We start from the raw sequence: 19506 nt of genomic DNA, 5'->3' as shown, positions 1-19506 counted from the left end.
TGAGGATGAGGTATGTGGGAGCAAGGAATGGTTTTGGCGATGCTGCTGGGCATCATCACATGTTTGCTCGTCACGAAAATTAAGCCGAGCTATATTTTCGCTGCCGCTGCGTTTGTGGCTTTTATGGCGGGAATGAGCGACTTAACCACCATTGCGGCCAACTTTACCAACTCCTCACTGCTGACTTTAGTGCTGTTGATCTTGGCCTCCACGGCACTGGAAAAAACGCGCTTGATTAGTTGGGTGAGCCGCAATATTTCCGAAGGGCGTTTAGCGACTGTGATTGCTAAATTGGGCTTGTCGACTGCGCTGCTCTCCTCGTTTACCAACAACACTGCAGTGGTGGTGTCGTTGATTGGTGCGGTCAAACGTAATCAGCAGCACGCGCCGTCGAAGCTGCTGATCCCGCTCTCTTATGCCGCGATTTTTGGTGGTACGCTGACCTTGATTGGCACCTCGACCAACCTGATCATCAACAGTTTCGTTGAAGACGCGGGCTTGCCGAGCATGTCTTTCTTTGCGCCGACCTTGATTGGTTTGGCGGTATTGTTGGGTGGGGTGCTTGTCTTAATCCCGCTCAGTTATCTGTTGCCAGACTACGACGAGCAAGGACAAGATGATCTGCCGTACTTCTTAGAAGCGCGTGTTGAACCCGGATCTCCTTTGGTTGGGCGTAGCGTGACCGAGAACAACTTGCGCGCTTTACGTAAGCTGTTTTTGGCTGAAGTGATCCGCAATGGCGAAACGGTTTCTTCGGTCGGGCCGGATTTTGTTTTGCAAGCCAAAGACCGATTGCTGTTTTGTGGTGACGTAGACAGTGTTTCAACATTGCAAGAGATCCCCGGGCTGACGCTGTTCGGTCAGCAGCACCTTAACGGACAGAACTTTGTCGAAGTGGTGGTGAGCTCTTCGGCCAGCTTTTGCAACAAGACACTAAAATCGAGCCGTTTTCGCGATCGCTTTGATGCTGTCGTGGTGGCGATTCGTCGCGGTCATGAGAGGCTGGAAGGCGGTCTGGGCAACATTAGCTTGGCTGCGGGTGACACTCTAGTTTTGGTGCCGGGCAAGCGTTTTGAAGCTGAGCGCCAAGCACACCGCAAAGAGTTTGTCTTGGTTAACGATCTCGATTCTAGCGCTCGCCTCGACAGCCACAAATCGACGTTAGTGTTACTGGGTTTTGTCGCGGTGATTGCGGCGGCACTGCTTAACCTTGTGCCGATCATCAAAGGGCTCGCCATCTATTTATTGGCCTTGCTTTTGTGCGGAATCGTGCAGATCAGTGAGCTCAGACGCCGCTTCCCACTGGATATTGTGGTGATAGTCGGCTCAGCCTTGTCGATCGCGCAATTGATGATCTCATCGGGCTTTTCGGCGCGCATGGGCGGTATGTTTATCGAAGCATTTAATGGTTGGGGCGTATTCGGCGCACTTGTCGCCACCTACATGATGACGCTGATCCTCACTGAGTTAGTGACTAATAACGCGGCGGCGGCATTGGCGTTTCCGATCGGCTACAGTATGGCGCTAGGCTATGGGGTGGATCCGATGCCGTTTATTATGGCGGTGCTGTTTGGTGCGAGCGCCAGTTTTATCTCCCCGTATGGCTATCAAACCAACTTATTGGTTTACAGTGTGGGCAACTATCGCTTGTCGGATTATCTGAAAATTGGCGTGCCAGTGTCTTTGGTGTACTCCACCTTGGTCCTTACTTTTATTCCGATCTTTTTCCCATTTTAAAAGGATTTGTTATGAGCAGCGTGAGCGCGAACAACGATGAAAATATTGTCTGGCATCAGCATATGATTGATAAATCGTATCGTGCCGGGCTCAAACAGCAAAAGCCAGCTGTGCTTTGGTTTACTGGCTTGTCGGGTGCGGGCAAATCGACCATTGCGGGGGCGCTGGAAACACGCTTGGCAGAGCAGGGCTATCACACCTACTTATTAGATGGTGATAATGTGCGGCACGGTTTGTGTAGCGATCTTGGCTTTTCTCAGCAGGATCGCCGCGAAAACATTCGCCGCATTGGTGAGTTGGCCAAGTTGATGGCCGATGCCGGCCTGATTGTCCTTACCGCATTCATCTCACCGCATCGAGCTGAGCGCCAGTTAGTGCGGGATCTGTTGCCCGACGGCGAGTTTATTGAAGTGTTCGTCAACACCTCATTGCAAGTGTGTGAGCAGCGTGATCCGAAAGGTTTATATAAGAAAGCTCGCGCCGGGGAGATTACCAACTTTACTGGCATCGATTCTGCTTATGAAGCGCCACTCAATGCAGAGATCGATCTGCCTGCCGGAGAGAAACTCATTGAGGCGCTGGTGGATCAATGCATTGCAACGCTGGTGGCTCGCGGGATCATTCGCTCATCCTAACTACCAGTGAGCGGCATCATACCGTATGGTGAATGCCGCTTTGCACCTCACTCTGTACGGTAAACTTTTGATTAAGCATCGCCAGCATTTGATCGTAATACTGGCTGTTGGGTTTGTTGCCGAGCAGTTTACACAGTTCATTGCCGGTTGGTGTAAAGCGGTAATAGAGCAGGCGCACGCCTTTACTCAGTACATTCAGCTGCAAGTTGCGCCCTTGATAACTTAAAATCAGCGGCGTTTCGATTTCGATTTCACCCGATTCCAACTCAGTGCCATGCAGCAGGCCCAATTCAATCAGCACCAACAAGCTAGAAAACGACAACTGGAAGCTGCCCATGTTGATGTTGGTGGTGGTGTCGCGTTTACCAAAACTAAAAATGCCGCCTTGAAAACGATAGCCAATCAGCAGCTTACGGCTGTTGTCTGCGCCAAAACTGCAAGCGAGAGATGAGGCGCGTTGCAGGATGTGCGCCTCTTTTGGTGTCATGTCATGCAGTACCTTCAAGGCTTTCATCGAGGTGGAACCTGGGTTGGTCACTTCTCGTTTCAGCACTTGTGCCCACAGTTTCTGCATCGCTGAGTTGTGGATCTCTTGCGCCATATCGAAAAAGCGGTACAGCCAATCTTGATCCGGATCGCCTGCGGTTTCATCTTTGCAAGAGAGATGGGCCAGTTTCAAGATCTGTTCAAGGTTACGCTGGCGCTGCTCTTTGCGCTTCTCCTCACGCAACAAAGCCCGTTCGATGGTGGTTTTTTGCGGCGGATCTTTTTGCAGCAGCGCGTCTAAGCCATAGGTTTGCGCGATCGTCGTTATGCGGCTGGCGCTGTCACGAATGTAACCACTTTTCTTCTCTTGGCTGCTGTGCGGCTTGGGATCGGCTTCTTGGTCAATTACGACCGGCGTTCGGCTATCCGCCATCGTACCTTCCTTTCCATTGCAGGGTGAATGCTAGGCTCAATGTACCCCTTATCGCCAAACCAGTGCAATAATGAGCAATCACACTCTTGGCGATCAATTTGCGCTTAGAGCGGCGAAAATCGTGATCTCGATAAAAATGCGCTGTCACAAATGATAATAAGTTGTTAAAATTGTTATTGTCTTTTGTGAGGGGCTTATGAAGTATTTCGGAGAGAATAAACTTAAAAAGCATCTGCCAACCGCGCTGCTATTGGTTGCTTATTTGGCAACTTTGATCTATTTAGCCAAATATATCGCCTGAGCCAGTGAGATTGACAGGTTACGTCGATGTTTAAAATTGGTTACATGTCATCGTAAGCTTCAATCGCATCCCCTTGGATGACATAAGCCGTTTCGGCCAACTCGTGGCTGACGGTTTCCGTTTTCAGCGTTCCTACCACGTAAATCACATCCCACAGCTCTTGGACTGGCGCACCTTTGGGGAACTTAACGTAGATAATTTGGTTTGGTGGCGGTGGTGGCACATGGATGCACGCGCCAAAGTAAGGCACCAACAAAAACTCGGTCACTTTATTGGCATCCCCTTCCAGCGGAATCACAAAACCGGGGATCTTCACTTTACTGCCATTGAGCTCTGGTCGAACGCCACCCAATTTGGTTTGGCTGACCGCATTACCGGAATGGTCGGCAGCGGGCATGCCGACGCTGTCGAAGAGTTTTCTCTCTTGCTCGGGCACCAGATCGATCCAGTCCAGCGTCATCACATCCTGGCTGGCTGCCAAGGCGGGAAACCAAGGCGTTAAAATTAAGCTTAATAGCAAGATAACTTTGCTTTTCATGAACGATTAAATCCTTATGGTCATTCCATCACTGAGAGATTGTTTGTAAGCCCGGAAAGCAGGAATAAAGCCGATGAAGATTCCTGCCCCTTGGACACAAGCAAGGAGCAGCCACTCATGTGCCGAGATGGCCGTCATTGCAATATTGATTCCGTACTGTTGCTGAATCAGCGGGTGAGCCACGGCGATCAGCGCGTACACCCCCGCAACTCCAGTCACAATCCCGACAAAAGTGAGCAGGCTCGCTTCACTTATAAGCAGGGTAAACACATGCCGTGGACGCGCGCCCATCGCCCTGAGGATCGCCATTTCACGCCGCCGTTCTTGTAAGCTGGTGAGTAGGCTACTGAGCATGCCCAAAAGACCCGCGACGACCACAAACACAGACACCGCCAGCAGCGCTTGCTCGGCAACCGACATCATCCCCCACAGTTCATGCAGAGCGACCCCCGGCATAATGGCGCTAAGCGGCTCTTGCGGGTAGGTGTTGATCTGCCTTTGCAGGGCGAATGTTTGGATGCGCGACTTGAGGCCAATCAGCATCGCGGTGATCTGCTTGGGTTGGAAGTCTCTGTGCGCCAGTTGCGTTGCATCGGGCGTTGGGCCCATGCGCGCGCCAGATTCCCAGCCGACGTGAATCGCTTCAATCGCTTCAAGTGAGACGTGCACGGTTTTGTCTACGGGTGTGCCTGTCGGGGCTAAAATGCCGACCACTTTGAAGGGTAAATTGTCATGGCGACTGAAGCCGACATCGCTGATGCCGTGCGCGATGACTATCTCACTGCCTAGCTGGTAGCCGAGTGTTTTCGCCACATCGTAGCCAAGCACGGTTTCAAATAAGCCGTTGAACGCTTTACCTTGCGAAAAAGTCAGTGGTTGCTTACTTCCGTACTTATAGTGTTCAAAGTAGCTGTGGTTGGTGCCCATTACCCGAAAACCTTGGTGCGAATCGCCGAGTGAGATGGGAATCGCCCATTCAACCGAGCGATGGTTGGCAAACTCTTGGTAGCTTTTCCAGTCGATATTGTTGGTGGCGTTGCCGATACGAAATACCGAGTAAAGCAGCAAGTTCACTTGGCCAGAGCGGCCTCCGACTATCAGATCGGTGCCGGAAATGGTATTGGCAAAGCTCTCTTTGGCTTGGGTGCGAATTCGCTCTACGCCCATCAGCAGCAGCACTGAAATGGCGACCGTCATGACCGTCAGTGCGGCGGTGGCTTTGCGGTTACGTAAACTTTTCCAAGCGAGATTGAAGATGGCACTCATGCGATAACTCCTGCTCGGTTCAATTCGCGTAAGTCGATAGTGCGGTTAAACAGCGCTTCCAAACTCGGATCGTGGCTGACGAAAATCAGGGTGGCGTTGACCGAGTTGGCTTGCTCCATCAGCAGTTCGATAAAGGCGCTGCGGTTATCGTAATCGAGCGCGGAGGTGGGTTCATCTGCAATGACTAACTCTGGCGCGCCGATCAGCGCGCGCGCCGCCGCCACGCGCTGTTGCTGGCCGATACTCAATTCGCTGACGGGTTTGTTGTGCAGCGCGGGCGGCAGATGTAGACGCGTTAACAGCTGTATTGCCCGCTCGTGTGCCTGACCGCCCACTTGTCCCGCGCGCAGCTTGGAAAACTGACAAGGCAGCAGTACGTTTTCCACCACATTGAGGTAGGGCAACAAGTTGAACTGCTGGAAAATGTAGCCGATGTGATCGGCGCGAAACTTGTCTCGCGCACTGGGCGACAAGCTGCCGAGATCGGTACCGAGAATACGCAGTTGCCCAGATTGCAGCGCGTTAATGCCGGTCATTAAACTGAGCAACGTCGATTTGCCACAACCGCTGGGGCCTTTTATAAAAACGTGTTCACCACGCAAAATACGCAGCTCCGGAATATGTAAGATCGGCTGCTGCGCATCTTTCCATGTAAACGTGGCCTGATTGAGCCAAACCACTTCAGACGGAGTATTTACCATAGATTTTCACCATGCTCTGTGCTTTTCAGAAAAAGCAGGTAAGTAAACACTTACCTGCTCGGTTCTTATTTCAAAGAGATTCGTGCGTTTTCAGCCGATAGTTGCGTGGCACTCTGCTTTTTATCGGTAAGCACATTCGCGGTGATGGATTGGGTCGCGGTAAAATGGCTGAACCACTGGGTATCTAGCGTACTCAGTTCGGCCAGATTGTCACAATGGTATTGATATTGAACGGTAAATGCGCCATGACTATCGTGGTCGTGGTCGTGGTCGTGGTCGTGGTCGTGGTCGTGGTCGTGGTCGTGGTCATCATGATGTTTTTCATGCTCATGTTTGTCATGATCGTGTTTGTCACCCTCATGGTGTTCATGTTCATGTTCATGTTCATGTTCATGTTCATGTTCATGTTCATGTTCATGTTCATCGGCATCGTGGTGATCATGATGATGCTCGTCACCCGCTAACGTATGGGCAACGTCGACCTTCTCAATCTGGCATTTGGCCTTGGCATTGAGGGTAACGATCTGCTCAGCTTGTTGCAGTAAGGCGATGCTCTTTTGCAAGCGTTGCTCTTGCTCTGCGTTTTCAGGTGCGTGCTCAAAGCCAACCACATCAGCGCCGGGCGCGGTGATCTCAATCAACAGATCGTGACCATCTTGAGCAACGTTAAATTCCACTTGGCCATGAACATGGGCATCGTGTTGGCGAAATCCTTCTTCAGCCGTTGCGAGAGAGGAGAAAGAGAGGCCAACCAAAACGGCCAATGAAGTTTTGCGTAACATGGATAAATTCCTTATTTGTCTTAATTGTGTCGATATTTGGCTTAACAATAGGTCAAATAAGGCGGTGAACGCGCGAGGTAAGCCGAAAAGCTCTCTGCACGGGTCTCGCTTTGCCAGATGAAAACAGGGCAAAGTGTCGCAGCCGTGACTGCTGTGTGCTGCGGCAGGCTTGCGCCAAGGCCGTGGCTGGCACTGGCAAACTGCTCGCAATGGTGTTGCAGGTGGTGTTCGGGGTTGAAGTCCAACTGATGCGCAAGACTGGCAAAGCTGAGAAATAGCGTCAACACCACCGCCAAGTAGGCAGTGTAGTGGAATCTGAAATGGCGAAGACGTATCCAACCCGGCATGTTTACGGCGACCAGTGACAAGGTGTTACAATATAACAGCTGTAGCGCAAAAAAGTTCACTCATTTTTCTATAAATAGACTTTTTATAAAACGATTTTATTAAAATTTTCTCATTCAATGAAAAAAACCCATACCGTGAGAGTATGGGTTTTGTGTACAGGCTGCGACGCCGCTCTCGCTGAGCCAATCGTGCTTTAGATATTTGCTTTGACTAATGCGATCACTTGAGCAATTTCGCTGTCAGAAAGCGCACCTTCTTTGACAAACAACACTTTGCCCTGCTTGTCTTGCACTATGATGGCGGAGCTTTCTTCTTTTAGCGCCCAATTTTTGGCGACCACGCCATTCTCATCCAGCACCAGAGAAGACCAAGGGAACTCTACTTTGCTGTCTTGGGCGGAGGATTTGACAAACGATCCCGTTCCCCATATCGCATCGTCTTGATTGATGATGGTGGTGGTTTGGTAATGCTCTGCGGGAAACTGAGCCGCGGTGATCGCTTGCATCAGAGGGGCGTTCATCTCTTTTGAGCTGCTGCGACCGGCGATGGCTTGGATTACGCGGACTTTGCCAAGCATCTGCTGAGATGCCCAAGGTTGGAACGCAGTGCCTTTGCCTTGCAGAACGATTTCGCCATACGCATCAACATTGACCGCAGGCACTGCGCTGCCGAGTGAAAGGTTGTGCGCTGTTGCGCCGAATGACGCGCTAAGCAGCGCAAGAGTGAGGAGAGTCTTTGGTTTCATGAATGTTTTTCCTTATCAAGACAGTTTGTCCATTTTATCGTGAGCGGCCACAGTATAATACGTCGCAGGGAAAATTTACTGGCTTCAGGTAACATTTTTTTAACACTTTGCCGAGCGTTGGTTTATCTCACTATGGGCTTGCTGTATGATAGCGTCCATTAGCCAACGCTAAAGTGATAAAAAACACCGCGAAGGCAGATGCCCGAAAGAGGCAGATAAAGGGGATTCCCCCCCGTTTCTCAAACGGAATTTGAGGATGATGTATGTTGCGCGAGTTTGCTGTTTATCGACCACGCCAAGTGGCTCGATTCGTTAAGACCCAATTTAAAGGGGACTTTTTCATTCAAGGGATCGGCGATTTTCATTTTGACCAAGGCAAGGTGCAGTTGCCCGATCTGAGTAATCCGCAAAAATTGGCGGTGTTTCGCGAAGTGAACGCGGAAATCGCTGCGCTCTCTTTGGTGGCGTAAGTTAAGGCAAAAACGCTACCGCAGCGTGGCGACGGTAGCGTATAAAATCAGGCTTGTGGTGGGAAGCAGACCCCAGTACCACCGAGACCGCAGTAACCATCCGGGTTTTTCGCTAAATATTGTTGATGATACGTTTCAGCGAAGTAGTACTCTCCTGCCGGAGCGATCTCGGTGGTGATTGTGCTGCGCTGGCTGTCGCTGAGCGCGCGTTGATACGCTTCTTTCGATGCGGTGGCGATGGCCAGTTGCTCATCGCTGTAGGTGTAAATCACCGAGCGGTATTGGGTGCCAAGATCATTGCCTTGTCGCATTCCCTGAGTGGGATCATGGCGTTCCCAAAATTTCTCTAGCAACTGTGACAACGAAATCTGCTGTGTATCGAACACCACACGTACCACCTCGGTGTGGCCCGTTTGCCCGCTACACACCTCTTCATAGGTTGGGTTTGGCGTAAAGCCACCGCTGTAACCGACCGAAGTCGACACCACGCCATCCAATTGCCAGAACAGGCGTTCAGCGCCCCAGAAGCAGCCCATACCCAGCAAGATCTCTTGTTGGGTACCGACCACAGGTGCGGTGATATCGCTGTGGTTGACGAAATGCTGTGTTTCAACGCTAAGCGGTGTTGTGCGACCGGGCAGCGCACTCTCTTGGCTGACCATGATTTGTTTGTTAAGCATGTGATTTCCCTTTATTCATCTGAAAACAGTGGACTAAATCCGGATATCGGTTGTTCCTTTTAGGAGCGAATGCTATCTTGCACTCTCATGACAGACCGGACGAAATGGTGAGCTATTTTACTGCCATTGTCTCCAGCGTGCATCGGTCTGCGAACTCTTGGAAAGCGCTTGTGGCTCTCCGTCGCCTGAACGATATCAAGCCCTCGTTTTGTACGTACTAAAGCATGATAAGAAAAGTTATTCCAGCCTTTATCGGCATGATCTTCGCCAGTCAAACCCTTGCGTCCAGCGAGGTGGATTTGACTTTGGAAGGCGTTAGCGGTGCCTTAAAAGAGAATATTGAAGCTCATTTATCCTCCATTCCTAGTGAGGATTACGCCACTTCCCTGCGTTTTCAATCTCGGCTTGATAACATTATCAATGAAGCGCTCAAGGCGTTAGGTTACTACCACGCTTCGGTGGAATATCAAATCTCCCCAGACAACGATGAGTTGACCGCGATCATCTCGCCCGGCGAAGTGATGAAACTGGCTGAGGTGGACGTGCGTTTCACCGGTGAAGCGGCCAGTGATGAAAGTTTTGCCGCGCTTTTAGAAAACTCACCGCTTAAGGTGGGGGCGGCGCTTAATCATGGTGATTACGACGCGCTCAAATCTTCGATTCGCAATCTCGCTCTGCAACGAGGCTATTTCAAAGGCGATTTTACCGCGGCGCGTTTGGAAGTGTCGCCCGATCTCAATCAAGCCTTCGTACGTCTGAACTACGACAGCGGCATCCGCTACCAATTTGGTGAAACGCAAATAGAGGGCAGCCAGATTGAAGAGGCCAAAGTGCGCTCCTTGCAGCCGTATAAAAGCGGCGAGCCTTATCTGGTGGCCAAAGTGGGGGAGTTTAACCAAAATCTTTCAAACAGCGACTGGTTCTCCTCGGTATTGGTGGAGCCCGATATCAGTGCGCTGGATGACCGCCGCGATCTGCCGATGAAAGTCTCTTTGGCGCCACAGAAAAAAAATCAGTTGGAAACGGGGATCGGTTATGCCACCGACGTGGAACTGCGCGGCACGCTCAAATGGAAAAAACCGTGGCTCAATGAGCAAGGCCACAGTTTCGACAGCAGTTTGTCGCTTTCTAAACCGGAGCAGACCATCACGGCGGGCTACCAGATCCCGCTGGAGGATGTGTTGCACGACTACTACCGAGTTCAATACGCGATGAAAAATGTCGACAGCCGCGATACCAAAAGTTTGGAGTCCAACCTCGCGGTTGAGCGTCACTGGCTGTTGGACAACCGTTGGCACCGCACTGTGTTTGTCCGTTATTTGATTGAAAACTATGAACAAGGTTTGCAAGATGATGTGGCACAGTTTGTTTTGCCGGGCATCTCTTTTTCTCGCAGCCGGACTCGCGGCGGCGGTATGCCGCTGTGGGGGGATAAACAGAGCATCACTTTGGAGTTCGGGGATGACTCTTTTGTCTCCGAAACGCGCGTATTGCGTTTGCAAGGCCGCACATCGTGGATCCGCAGCTTGGGTGAAAATCACCGTGGCATTGCTCGTTTGGAAGGGGGCGCTAACCTCACCGAAGAGTTTGAGCGTCTATCACCGTCACTGCGTTTTTTCGCGGGCGGTGACAATAATTTGCGCGGCTATGCTTACGAGTCCATTTCCCCCCGAGACGACAGCAATGCACTGACCGGGGCAAAGTACATCGCCACCAGTACGCTGGAGTACCAATATCGTCTGTATGGTAATTGGTGGGCAGCGGCCTTTTTCGACTATGGCGACGCGTTTAACGACGCGCCAGAGTGGAAACGTGGCGCTGGCGTGGGCATTCGTTGGGGCTCGCCAGTTGGGCCGATTCGCTTGGACTTTGCTTGGGGGTTGGATGCCACGCCCGGAGAGGAGTTTCGTATCCATTTCACCTTGGGGCCTGAGTTATGATCAAACGGATGTTCCAATGGAGCAAATGGTGCTCTGCCGCACTCGTTATGTTGCTTTTGTTGGTGTCACTACTGCTTGGGCTCGCGCTTTTTACCAATCTTGGCCTAAACAGCTTGGTTTCATTGGCAGAAAAAGCCATGCCGCAGCTCAGTGTGGGCAGCGCCGAAGGGGCACTGTTGCCCAAGTTCACTTTGCGTGAGGTGCGTTTTCAAGACGATGCTCTTCACCTTGAAACGTCGCTCGACGAACTGGGCTTAGCGATCGATATGGGCTGCTTTTGGCAAGGGCAACTCTGCGTTGATGACCTGAGATTGCACGGTTTGGCGTTAAACTTGCCCGAGCTTGCGCCGTCACAGGAAGAAGCCGAACCAGAGAGCCCGCCGCTGACCACGATTCGCACTCCGCTCCCCATTGCGGTGCGCAGCCTTGATCTCAGTGACATCAAACTGGATATCCTTGGCAACCAGATCGATTGGCGAGAGTTTCGCTCTGGCCTTTCCATGCGGGGCGATCGTCTGACCATCACACCAACGCGATTCAATGAGGTCAATGTCACGCTCGCTGAGAGTGAGCCATCCTCAGCCAACCCACCTGCGGCTGAACCTAAACAAGATATCGTACTGCCTGAGGTATGGATCCCACTCACGATTGATCTGCAACGTTTTGATCTCAATCGCTTTACTCTGCATCAAGCAACACCGATTGAGATTGCGCATCTTGGTCTTGAACTCAAAGCGGCCCAGCACCAAGTGCAAGTTCGCACCTTGGAGCTAGAGATGCCGCAAGTGAACGCTCAGCTTTCTGCGCAAACGGAGCTCCGCGGCGATTATCCGCTCGAACTCACGCTCAAAGCGCAGCTAAAAGAGAGCGAATTGCAAGGGCAGGTGATCAATCTTTCAGCCAGCCAAAGCGTAGCGAATCTCGTCGTGCAAAGCGATCTTTTAGGGCCCGTGCAAGCGCAGATCGCCGCCGAGTTACAGCCGCTAAAAGCGCAGTTGCCCTTCAAGCTCGATTTGCGACAGCTCAAAAGCCAATGGCCCTTGAGTGGCCAAAGTGAATACCAAATTGAGGTGGAGAGTTTACGCGCGGACGGGTCTTTGGATGGTTATCAACTGGCGCTGCAAACCCACCTTGAAGGGGAAGCGATTCCGCCGCTGGATGTCGATCTCTCCGGTGAAGGCTCTTTGCAGCACATAAAGCTGGATAAACTGATCTTGGCGACCTTAGGCGGGCAAGTGAACGGCCAGGTTAGGGCCGACTGGCATGATACGGTGAGCTGGCAGGCCGATTTAGCCCTGCAAGACATTCAACCCGGGCAACAGTGGCCACAAGCGCAAGGCAGCATCAGTGGTAAGCTCTCTACTTCGGGTTCCTTGACCGAACAGGGCGGCTGGCAAGTGGCGCTGCCGCTTTTAGATATTGATGGTGTGCTGCGTGATTACCCGCTCAATATCGAAGGGGATCTGCACATCGCCGATCGCCAAGGCAATGGCGATCTCAACGTCGACACGGCCGGATTGACCCTGTCGCATGGTCCTAACGGACTCACCGCCAAAGGTAAGCTGGATAAACATTGGTTGATGGACGTTCAGGTTCATTTCCCCGATTTGAGCAAAACCTTGCCGGATGTTGCTGGGCGCGTGCAAGGTGACATTGCGCTGCGGGGCGAATTGCAACAGCCCGATGTGCGTTTGGCACTGCTGGCCGAGGCGCTGAAATGGCAGCAACAAGCGAGTATTGAGCAGCTTTCGCTGCGTGGAACGCTGACGCCGCTGCCGATGGCACAAGCGGATTTACGTTTGCAGGCGCGCGCGCTGCGCTATGAAGAAAACCAGCTGGATTCGGTTGATCTCAGCCTCACTGGCAGTGAGCAGCAACATCAGTTGATGCTCGATGTGCTCTCGACACTTTTCTCCACCAGCCTCGCTATCGATGGCCAATTGAGTCGCGACAAAGAGATGATCTGGTCTGGGGCGCTGCAACGAATGCAAGCCACCAGCGAGCAGGGGACTTGGACTCTTGCCAATGCCGCCAAGCTCGCCGCTAATCTGGATACGCAGCAGTTTGATGTGGCCGCGCACTGCTGGCGGCAACAGCAGTCGAGTGTGTGTCTGACCCATGACATCCGCGTTGGCGAGCAAGGCGAAGCGGAAATCGCTATAAGCCAGTTCGATTTTGCGCAAATCGGTATGTTCTTGCCTCAAGAGAGCAAACTACGCGGACAATTAGACGCGACGCTTTGGGCCAATTGGGCGGCGAAACGCGCGCCGCATGTCAAAGTGGCGCTGACGATGCCAGCCGGAGAGCTGGAACAGAGCCTAGACGAAACGCTGACCATAGGTTGGGACAGTGTGATGCTTAACGCCGAGCTGCAAGACGATGCACTTCGCGCCGATTGGCAGTTCAACATTCGCGACAACGGCGATGTGAGTGGTCAACTGAAGGTCGACAATGTGCAGGCCAAAGAGCCGCAGTTGGATGGCACCTTAGCGCTTGGGCAGTTCAATCTCGATTTTCTCGCCCCATTAATTGGCGAATACAGTTCTCTGCAGGCGCTGATCTCTTCTCAGTTGGCGATTCGCGGTTCGGCGTATCATCCGCAAGTGTTTGGTCAAGTGCTGGTGGAAGAGATCCAAGTGCGTGGCGATATCAGCCCGGTGGACGTGCAGCAAGGGCGAGTTGAGTTGCAGTTTAATGGCTATGATGCCGCGCTCAATGCTGGCATTGTTACACCGGATGGTGAGCTAAAAGTCGATGGTACGGCCAACTGGCAGGATTTAGCCAACTGGCATAGCAAGTTGCGCGTTTTTGCCGATGAGCTGCAAGTGAACATGCCACCGATGGTCAATATTAAATTGGTGCCGGACATGACCATTGAGGCTAAGCCTGGGCTGGCGAAGATCTCTGGGGATCTTGCTCTGCCGTGGGGAAGGATTGTGGTGGAAGAGTTGCCACCAAGTGCGGTGAGCATCTCCAAAGATCAGGTGCTGGTTAACGCCGAGTTGCAACCTGTGGAAAGTAGCGCGCCGATGCCCATCAATATCGAAACTGACGTCAACATCCGCATTGGGGATGATTTTAAGCTGGCGGCTTTCGGTTTAGAGGGTGGTTTGCAAGGGCACTTGAATGTGACGCAGAAAGACAAAGGGCCGTTTATTTTGGGCGAAGTGAACATTGTTAACGGAACCTATCGCTCCTTTGGTCAGGATCTGCAGATCCAAGAAGGCAAGGTGCTGATGAATGGCCCGGTGGATCAGCCCTATGTAGCAATCAAAGCGATTCGTAACCCGAACAATACCCAAGATGACATGATTGCGGGAGTGAAAGTGACCGGACCGGCCAGCGAACCGATCATTACCATTTTCTCTGAACCTGCGCTTCCTCAGGCTAACGCGCTCTCTTATCTGCTACGCGGGCAAAATATCGACGCCGAATCGGGTGGAGGCAATGCCATGACCACCGCGTTGATTGGGCTGAGCCTAGCCAAAAGTGGCAAAGTGGTGGGCGAGATTGGCGCTGCGTTTGGTGTGCAGGATCTGCAACTGGATACCACAGGTGCGGGCGATGAGTCTCAAGTGACGGTCAGCGGCTACATCATGCCCGGCTTACAAGTGAAGTATGGGGTGGGTATTTTCAAGCCGTTGGGTGAGTTCACTGTGCGCTACCGTTTGATGAAAGATCTCTACCTCGAAGGGGTGTCGGGGGTCGAAAGTGCGGTGGATTTGATCTACCAGTTTGAATTTGATTAAAACGCTCCTGCGTGCTATTTCTCATCCCAAGAGCATGCACCACAGAAGCAGGGAGAGCGTATGCAGCATCTGGTTTTTGTTTATGGAACCCTTCGCAAAGGGGAAGCAAACCACCACTATCTAGCGCAAAGTCAATGTTTGGGCAGTTGTCAAAGCGGGCTGGATTATAAATTGTATGATCTGGGAGAGTATCCTGCGGTAAGTGATGGTAACACGGCCATCAGTGGTGAGGTGTATCTGATTGACGATCATACCTTACAGGCGCTCGATAAGCTGGAAGACGTGCCTGTGGAGTATCGTCGAGAAACCATTGAAACGCCTTTTGGCACTGCATGGATTTATCTCTATCAAGACAGCAGTAAGCTGGTCAATGAGATCGCATCCGGCGACTGGTGCCAGCGGGTTTAAGCGAAAAAAAAGAGCCAGACTTGTTTCTGGCTCTTTTGCTCTGGACAACGTGCGCTGGATTACTTTTGCGCGCGTTGGTAAGACTCTAGGATCTCTTTGCGAGCCGACTCGACATCTTCCCAGCCATCCACTTTCACCCATTTACCCGTTTCCAGCTCTTTGTAGCGCTCGAAGAAGTGGGTGATTTGCGCTTTGAGCAGCTCAGGTAGATCGCCAACATCTTGGATGTGGTCATACTCTTTGGACAACTTAGAGTGCGGTACCGCAACAACTTTTGCATCTTCACCCGATTCGTCGGTCATTTTCAGCACGCCAACTGGGCGGCAACGAATCACAGAACCCGGCATCAGCGGGTAAGGGGTTGGGACGAGTACGTCAACTGGGTCGCCGTCTAATGAGAGCGTGTGGTTTACGTAGCCATAGTTACATGGGTAGAACATTGGCGCCGACATAAAGCGATCAACAAAAACCGCGCCAGACTCTTTATCGACTTCGTATTTGATTGGGTCAGCGTTGGCTGGGATCTCAATGACGACATACAGATCATCTGGTAGCGACTTACCCGCAGGTACGTTGTTTAAGCTCATGACTTTTCCTTTTCTGTTATTTTTGGGCTGAATGGCCCCAATTTAGCCGCAAATCACTCAGGATGTAAACCAGTGAGAAAGGCGTTTTTCATCGCATCTAACAAAAAAGCGCCTGCGGTTGCAGGCGCTTTGCGAGAAGGTTTTAGGCTTCGTCACGATGCAGTTCGAGGAACTCCTCGACTTTCTTCACCATATTGGTTGAACCGACGAAAAACGGCACACGCTGATGCAGTTCAGTCGGCTTGAGATCGAGAATACGGTTCACCCCGTCAGAGGCAATGCCGCCAGCTTGCTCAATCAGAAAGGCCATTGGATTGCATTCATACAGCAGACGTAGCTTACCGTTCGGGTGGCTCTGCGTGCTCGGGTAGAGATAGATGCCGCCTTTAAGCAGATTGCGGTGAAAATCCGCCACCAGCGAGCCAATATAGCGTGACGTATACGGGCGACCATCTTCAGGCACATTCTCTTGGCAGTACTTAATGTATTTTTTGACGCCCATTGGGAAACGAATGTAGTTGCCTTCGTTGATGGAGTAAATCTTGCCATCTTGCGGGATCATCATGTTTTCATGCGATAGGCAGAACGTGCCAAGCGATGGGTCGTAAGTAAAGCCGTTGACGCCATTACCTGTGGTGTACACCAACATGGTGGATGAGCCGTAAATCACATAGCCCGCTGCCACTTGCTTGTGGCCGGGTTGAAGAAAATCTTCTTGTGTCGGTGGTGTGCCAATTGGCGACACGCGACGATAAATCGAGAAGATGGTGCCGACGGAGACGTTGACGTCGATGTTCGATGAGCCGTCCAGCGGATCCATCAACACAACGTATTTGGCATTCTTGTTTAACTCTTTGTTAAACGCGACCGCTTCATCTTCTTCTTCGCTGGCGACACCACACACTTGGTCGCGAGCTTCTAACGCAGATTTGAATTTCTCATTGGCGTAAACGTCGAGCTTTTGTTGAGCTTCGCCCTGCACGTTTTCCGTACCGACAGAACCGGTGATATCAACCAGACCCGCTTTGTTGATTTCACGGTTGACGATTTTCGCCGCCAGTCGAATGGACGACAAAAGAGATGACAGATCACCGCTAGCGTGGGGGAAGTCCGCTTGTTTCTCAACAATGAACTCGCCAAGGGTGCGCATTCCAGACATGTTATTTCCTTAAACTTCTCTGAATTAATCGGGGGTAGTGAGCGAGCATCTCTTATGGATGTTATCGTTTGCGCTCGCGGTAAGTGTAAGGTTTAGATCTTATTAATGGTAATGAACTAACCGACCGAGATCTCAATTTGCTTGTCGACTATTAGCGAAGAAATTACATCAACTTAGGCGGGAACTTGTGGCGATGTTGCACAAAAAAAGCGCAACAAAGTGGCGGAATTTTGCGCCGCCGAGCAGAAGCCAGACGATCGCCCTCGCTTTTCCGAGCGTTATCGCGATAATGGGAGGGGCAAAAATTTCATAGAGCAGGACGAGCAACATGCATATTCATATCTTAGGGATCTGTGGCACTTTTATGGGCGGCGCCGCGATTTTGGCCCGGCAGTTAGGCCATAAGGTGACGGGATCGGACGCCAATGTTTACCCACCAATGAGTACACTTTTAGAATCTCAAGGTATTGAAATTATAGAGGGTTTTGACCCTTCTCAGTTAAATCCTGCTCCTGATCTGGTGGTGATTGGCAATGCCATGAGTCGTGGCAATCCGTGTGTTGAGTACGTACTTAACCACAACTTGCGTTATACCTCAGGGCCGCAGTGGTTGCAGGAGTTCTTACTGCACGATCGTTGGGTGTTGGCGGTATCAGGCACGCATGGCAAGACCACCACTTCAAGCATGCTGGCGTGGATTTTAGACGCATGCGGCTATCAGCCGGGATTTTTGGTCGGTGGTGTGCTCGGCAACTTCGGTGTCTCGGCGCGTTTGGGAGAAAGCATGTTTTTTGTTGTGGAAGCCGATGAATATGACAGTGCTTTTTTCGATAAGCGTTCTAAGTTCGTCCACTACCATCCACGCACCTTGATCATGAATAATCTTGAGTTCGATCATGCGGATATCTTTGATGATCTGGAAGCGATTAAGCGGCAATTTCACCATCTGGTGCGCACGGTTCCGGGCAACGGACGCATTCTTGCTCCACAGCAAGATGCGGCTTTGGCGGACGTTTTGCAACGTGGCTGCTGGAGCGAGCAGGAGTTTTCTGGCGCGGATGGCCAGTGGCAAGCGGAAAAGCGAGTCAAAGATGGTTCGCACTTTGCGGTTTTCTTCCAAGGTGAATGCGTGGGCGAAGTCAACTGGGACTTAGTGGGCGACCACAACGTCGATAATGCGCTGATGGCGATTGCGGCGGCGCGCCATGTCGGCGTGACGCCCGATCTTGCCTGTCAGGCCCTCGGCCAATTTATCAATACCAAGCGCCGTTTAGAGCTCAAAGGCGAAGTCAATGGTGTGGCTGTGTATGATGATTTCGCACATCATCCCACCGCGATTGAACTGACTCTCGGTGGTTTACGTAATAAGGTGGGCGACAAACCGATCTTTGCGGTTTTGGAGCCGCGCTCTGCAACAATGAAACGTGGGGTGCATAAAGAGACGCTTGCTGCTTCGTTAGCCCATGCCGATGAGGTGTTTTTATTCCAACCGCCGGGTTTGGATTGGTCGGTCGAGGCCGTGGCGGCACAATGTCGCCAGCCTGCGTTTACCAGTGACAATATGGATGAGTTTGTTGCGCAAATTGCCAGCCGTGCCAAATCTGGGGTGCAAATCTTGGTGATGAGTAACGGCGGTTTTGACGGCATTCATGGCAAGTTGCTGGCGGCACTGGAAAAGGCGTCTGACTGACTCGGCCCATAATCGTTCCAACTGAAATCATGCCAACTGAAATGACGATGACTGAAAAACAAAAAACAATCACACTGGCGTTTACGGGCGCATCTGGTGCGCCATATGGTTTACGCCTGCTTGAATGCCTGCTTGCGGCGGATTATCAGGTGTACCTGCTGATTTCTTCTGCCGCGCGCGTGGTGCTAGCCACTGAGCAGAGGCTGAAGTTGCCCGCCAATCCACAAGCTGCGCAAAGCACTCTGGTAAATTATCTGGGCTGCTCGGCCGAGAAGCTGGTGGTGTGCGGTAAGGACGATTGGTTCTCTCCCGTTGCTTCCGGCTCCGCCGCGCCAAAGCAGATGGTGGTGTGCCCTTGCTCTGCGGGCAGTGTCGCGGCGATAGCGCACGGCATGTCGGATAATTTAATTGAGCGCGCCGCCGATGTGGTACTGAAAGAGCGCGGTCAATTGATCCTTGTGGTGCGCGAAACGCCGTTTTCCACTTTGCATCTGGAAAATATGCACAAGTTATCGCAGCTTGGCGTGACCATCATGCCCGCAGCGCCGGGGTTTTACCATCAACCACAACGTATTGAAGATCTGGTCGACTTTATGGTCGCACGCATTCTTGACCATCTTGGGGTCGAGCAAGGCTTAGTGCCGCGCTGGGGGTACGATAACCGCTCGCGTGACGAGCACGTATAGCCAAAGCGAACGTTTCGCATTACAATCCGCCTCACTCATCGGGGAGCTCATCTGCGCATTTTTGTCGCAGAAGCTGAGATCAGGCCATCGCCTGGGACCCGTATACCTGAACCAGATAATGCTGGCGTAGGAATTGAGTCAGGAATTTAATTCGCAATGGAAGAT

Annotated in this window: 18 protein-coding genes and 1 riboswitch; of the genes, 8 read left to right on the top strand and 10 right to left on the bottom strand. The window is 51.8% G+C overall.

The features are described from left to right. Nucleotides 1–12: 12 nt before the first annotated feature. Nucleotides 13–1737 carry an SLC13 family permease gene (locus EA26_RS18965; RefSeq protein WP_039430748.1) on the top strand — a complete coding sequence of 575 codons (1725 nt, stop codon included), beginning with the start codon at nt 13–15 and terminating at the stop codon, nt 1735–1737. Nucleotides 1738–1748: 11 nt separating this feature from the next. Further along, on the top strand, nt 1749–2372 hold the full coding sequence (gene cysC, locus EA26_RS18960; protein ID WP_039430745.1) for an adenylyl-sulfate kinase: 624 nt from the start codon (nt 1749–1751) through the stop codon (nt 2370–2372). A gap of 16 nt (nt 2373–2388) precedes the next feature. Here cysC and EA26_RS18955 read toward each other — a convergent pair whose 3' ends face one another. The 7 genes from EA26_RS18955 to EA26_RS18925 form a co-directional block, all read right to left on the bottom strand. Continuing rightward, a complete protein-coding gene (locus tag EA26_RS18955; RefSeq protein WP_039430742.1) occupies nt 2389–3291 on the bottom strand; it encodes a TIGR03899 family protein in 903 nt (300 codons plus the stop codon). A gap of 341 nt (nt 3292–3632) precedes the next feature. Beyond that, the gene (locus tag EA26_RS18950; RefSeq protein WP_039430739.1) at nt 3633–4130 is read right to left on the bottom strand and encodes a DUF3299 domain-containing protein; all 498 of its coding nucleotides are present in this window, start codon (nt 4128–4130) and stop codon (nt 3633–3635) included. A gap of 6 nt (nt 4131–4136) precedes the next feature. After that, on the bottom strand, nt 4137–5396 hold the full coding sequence (locus tag EA26_RS18945) for an ABC transporter permease (protein WP_039430736.1): 1260 nt from the start codon (nt 5394–5396) through the stop codon (nt 4137–4139). After that, on the bottom strand, nt 5393–6097 hold the full coding sequence (locus EA26_RS18940) for an ABC transporter ATP-binding protein (RefSeq protein ID WP_039430733.1): 705 nt from the start codon (nt 6095–6097) through the stop codon (nt 5393–5395). Before EA26_RS18940 ends, EA26_RS18945 begins: the two co-directional genes overlap by 4 nt. 65 nt (nt 6098–6162) lie before the next feature. Then, the gene (gene zrgA / locus EA26_RS18935) at nt 6163–6879 is read right to left on the bottom strand and encodes a zinc uptake protein ZrgA (RefSeq protein ID WP_039430731.1); all 717 of its coding nucleotides are present in this window, start codon (nt 6877–6879) and stop codon (nt 6163–6165) included. Nucleotides 6880–6920: 41 nt separating this feature from the next. Next, a complete protein-coding gene (locus tag EA26_RS18930; protein ID WP_052072630.1) occupies nt 6921–7286 on the bottom strand; it encodes a DUF2607 family protein in 366 nt (121 codons plus the stop codon). A gap of 134 nt (nt 7287–7420) precedes the next feature. Next, nucleotides 7421–7972, bottom strand: a complete 552-nt coding sequence (locus EA26_RS18925; protein WP_039430728.1) for a YtfJ family protein — start codon at nt 7970–7972, stop codon at nt 7421–7423. A gap of 263 nt (nt 7973–8235) precedes the next feature. Here EA26_RS18925 and EA26_RS18920 point away from each other — a divergent pair, with 263 nt between their 5' ends. Continuing rightward, nucleotides 8236–8442: a DUF1107 family protein gene (locus EA26_RS18920; protein WP_039430725.1), complete on the top strand. Its 207-nt coding sequence runs from the start codon at nt 8236–8238 to the stop codon at nt 8440–8442. 47 nt (nt 8443–8489) lie between these two features. On the opposite strand, the gene msrA is transcribed toward EA26_RS18920, so the two are convergent. Then, nucleotides 8490–9122: a peptide-methionine (S)-S-oxide reductase MsrA gene (gene msrA / locus EA26_RS18915; RefSeq protein WP_039430722.1), complete on the bottom strand. Its 633-nt coding sequence runs from the start codon at nt 9120–9122 to the stop codon at nt 8490–8492. A gap of 224 nt (nt 9123–9346) precedes the next feature. Between msrA and tamA the strand changes: the two genes are divergently transcribed. Genes tamA through EA26_RS18900 form a run of 3 tightly spaced genes read left to right on the top strand, consistent with a single transcriptional unit; the run spans nt 9347 to nt 15219 of the window. After that, on the top strand, nt 9347–11062 hold the full coding sequence (gene tamA, locus EA26_RS18910) for an autotransporter assembly complex protein TamA (protein ID WP_039430719.1): 1716 nt from the start codon (nt 9347–9349) through the stop codon (nt 11060–11062). Continuing rightward, the gene (tamB, locus tag EA26_RS18905; RefSeq protein WP_039430717.1) at nt 11059–14811 is read left to right on the top strand and encodes an autotransporter assembly complex protein TamB; all 3753 of its coding nucleotides are present in this window, start codon (nt 11059–11061) and stop codon (nt 14809–14811) included. The genes tamA and tamB overlap by 4 nt, the downstream gene beginning before the upstream one ends. A gap of 60 nt (nt 14812–14871) precedes the next feature. Continuing rightward, nucleotides 14872–15219 (top strand): gamma-glutamylcyclotransferase family protein, encoded by a 348-nt coding sequence (locus EA26_RS18900; protein WP_039430714.1) that lies wholly within the window; start codon nt 14872–14874, stop codon nt 15217–15219. A gap of 59 nt (nt 15220–15278) precedes the next feature. On the opposite strand, the gene ppa is transcribed toward EA26_RS18900, so the two are convergent. Further along, nucleotides 15279–15806: an inorganic diphosphatase gene (gene ppa / locus EA26_RS18895; protein ID WP_039430711.1), complete on the bottom strand. Its 528-nt coding sequence runs from the start codon at nt 15804–15806 to the stop codon at nt 15279–15281. A gap of 142 nt (nt 15807–15948) precedes the next feature. Then, nucleotides 15949–16965, bottom strand: a complete 1017-nt coding sequence (fbp, locus tag EA26_RS18890) for a class 1 fructose-bisphosphatase (RefSeq protein WP_039430709.1) — start codon at nt 16963–16965, stop codon at nt 15949–15951. 328 nt (nt 16966–17293) lie between these two features. On the opposite strand from fbp, the gene mpl reads away from it, so the two are divergent. Together mpl and EA26_RS18880 are read left to right on the top strand one after the other, a co-directional pair. Further along, complete coding sequence (gene mpl / locus EA26_RS18885) at nt 17294–18655, top strand: UDP-N-acetylmuramate:L-alanyl-gamma-D-glutamyl-meso-diaminopimelate ligase (protein WP_039430706.1); 1362 nt, start codon at nt 17294–17296, stop codon at nt 18653–18655. A gap of 47 nt (nt 18656–18702) precedes the next feature. Then, nucleotides 18703–19341 (top strand): flavin prenyltransferase UbiX, encoded by a 639-nt coding sequence (locus EA26_RS18880; protein WP_039430704.1) that lies wholly within the window; start codon nt 18703–18705, stop codon nt 19339–19341. Between the two features lie 29 nt (nt 19342–19370). After that, a riboswitch (TPP riboswitch) is annotated at nt 19371–19491 on the top strand. Nucleotides 19492–19506: the final 15 nt, after the last annotated feature.

The organism is Vibrio navarrensis (assembly GCF_000764325.1).
GTDB lineage: Bacteria > Pseudomonadota > Gammaproteobacteria > Enterobacterales > Vibrionaceae > Vibrio > Vibrio navarrensis.
The sequence above is the reverse complement of the archived record's forward strand: the minus strand, read 5'-3'. Positions and strand labels throughout refer to the sequence as shown.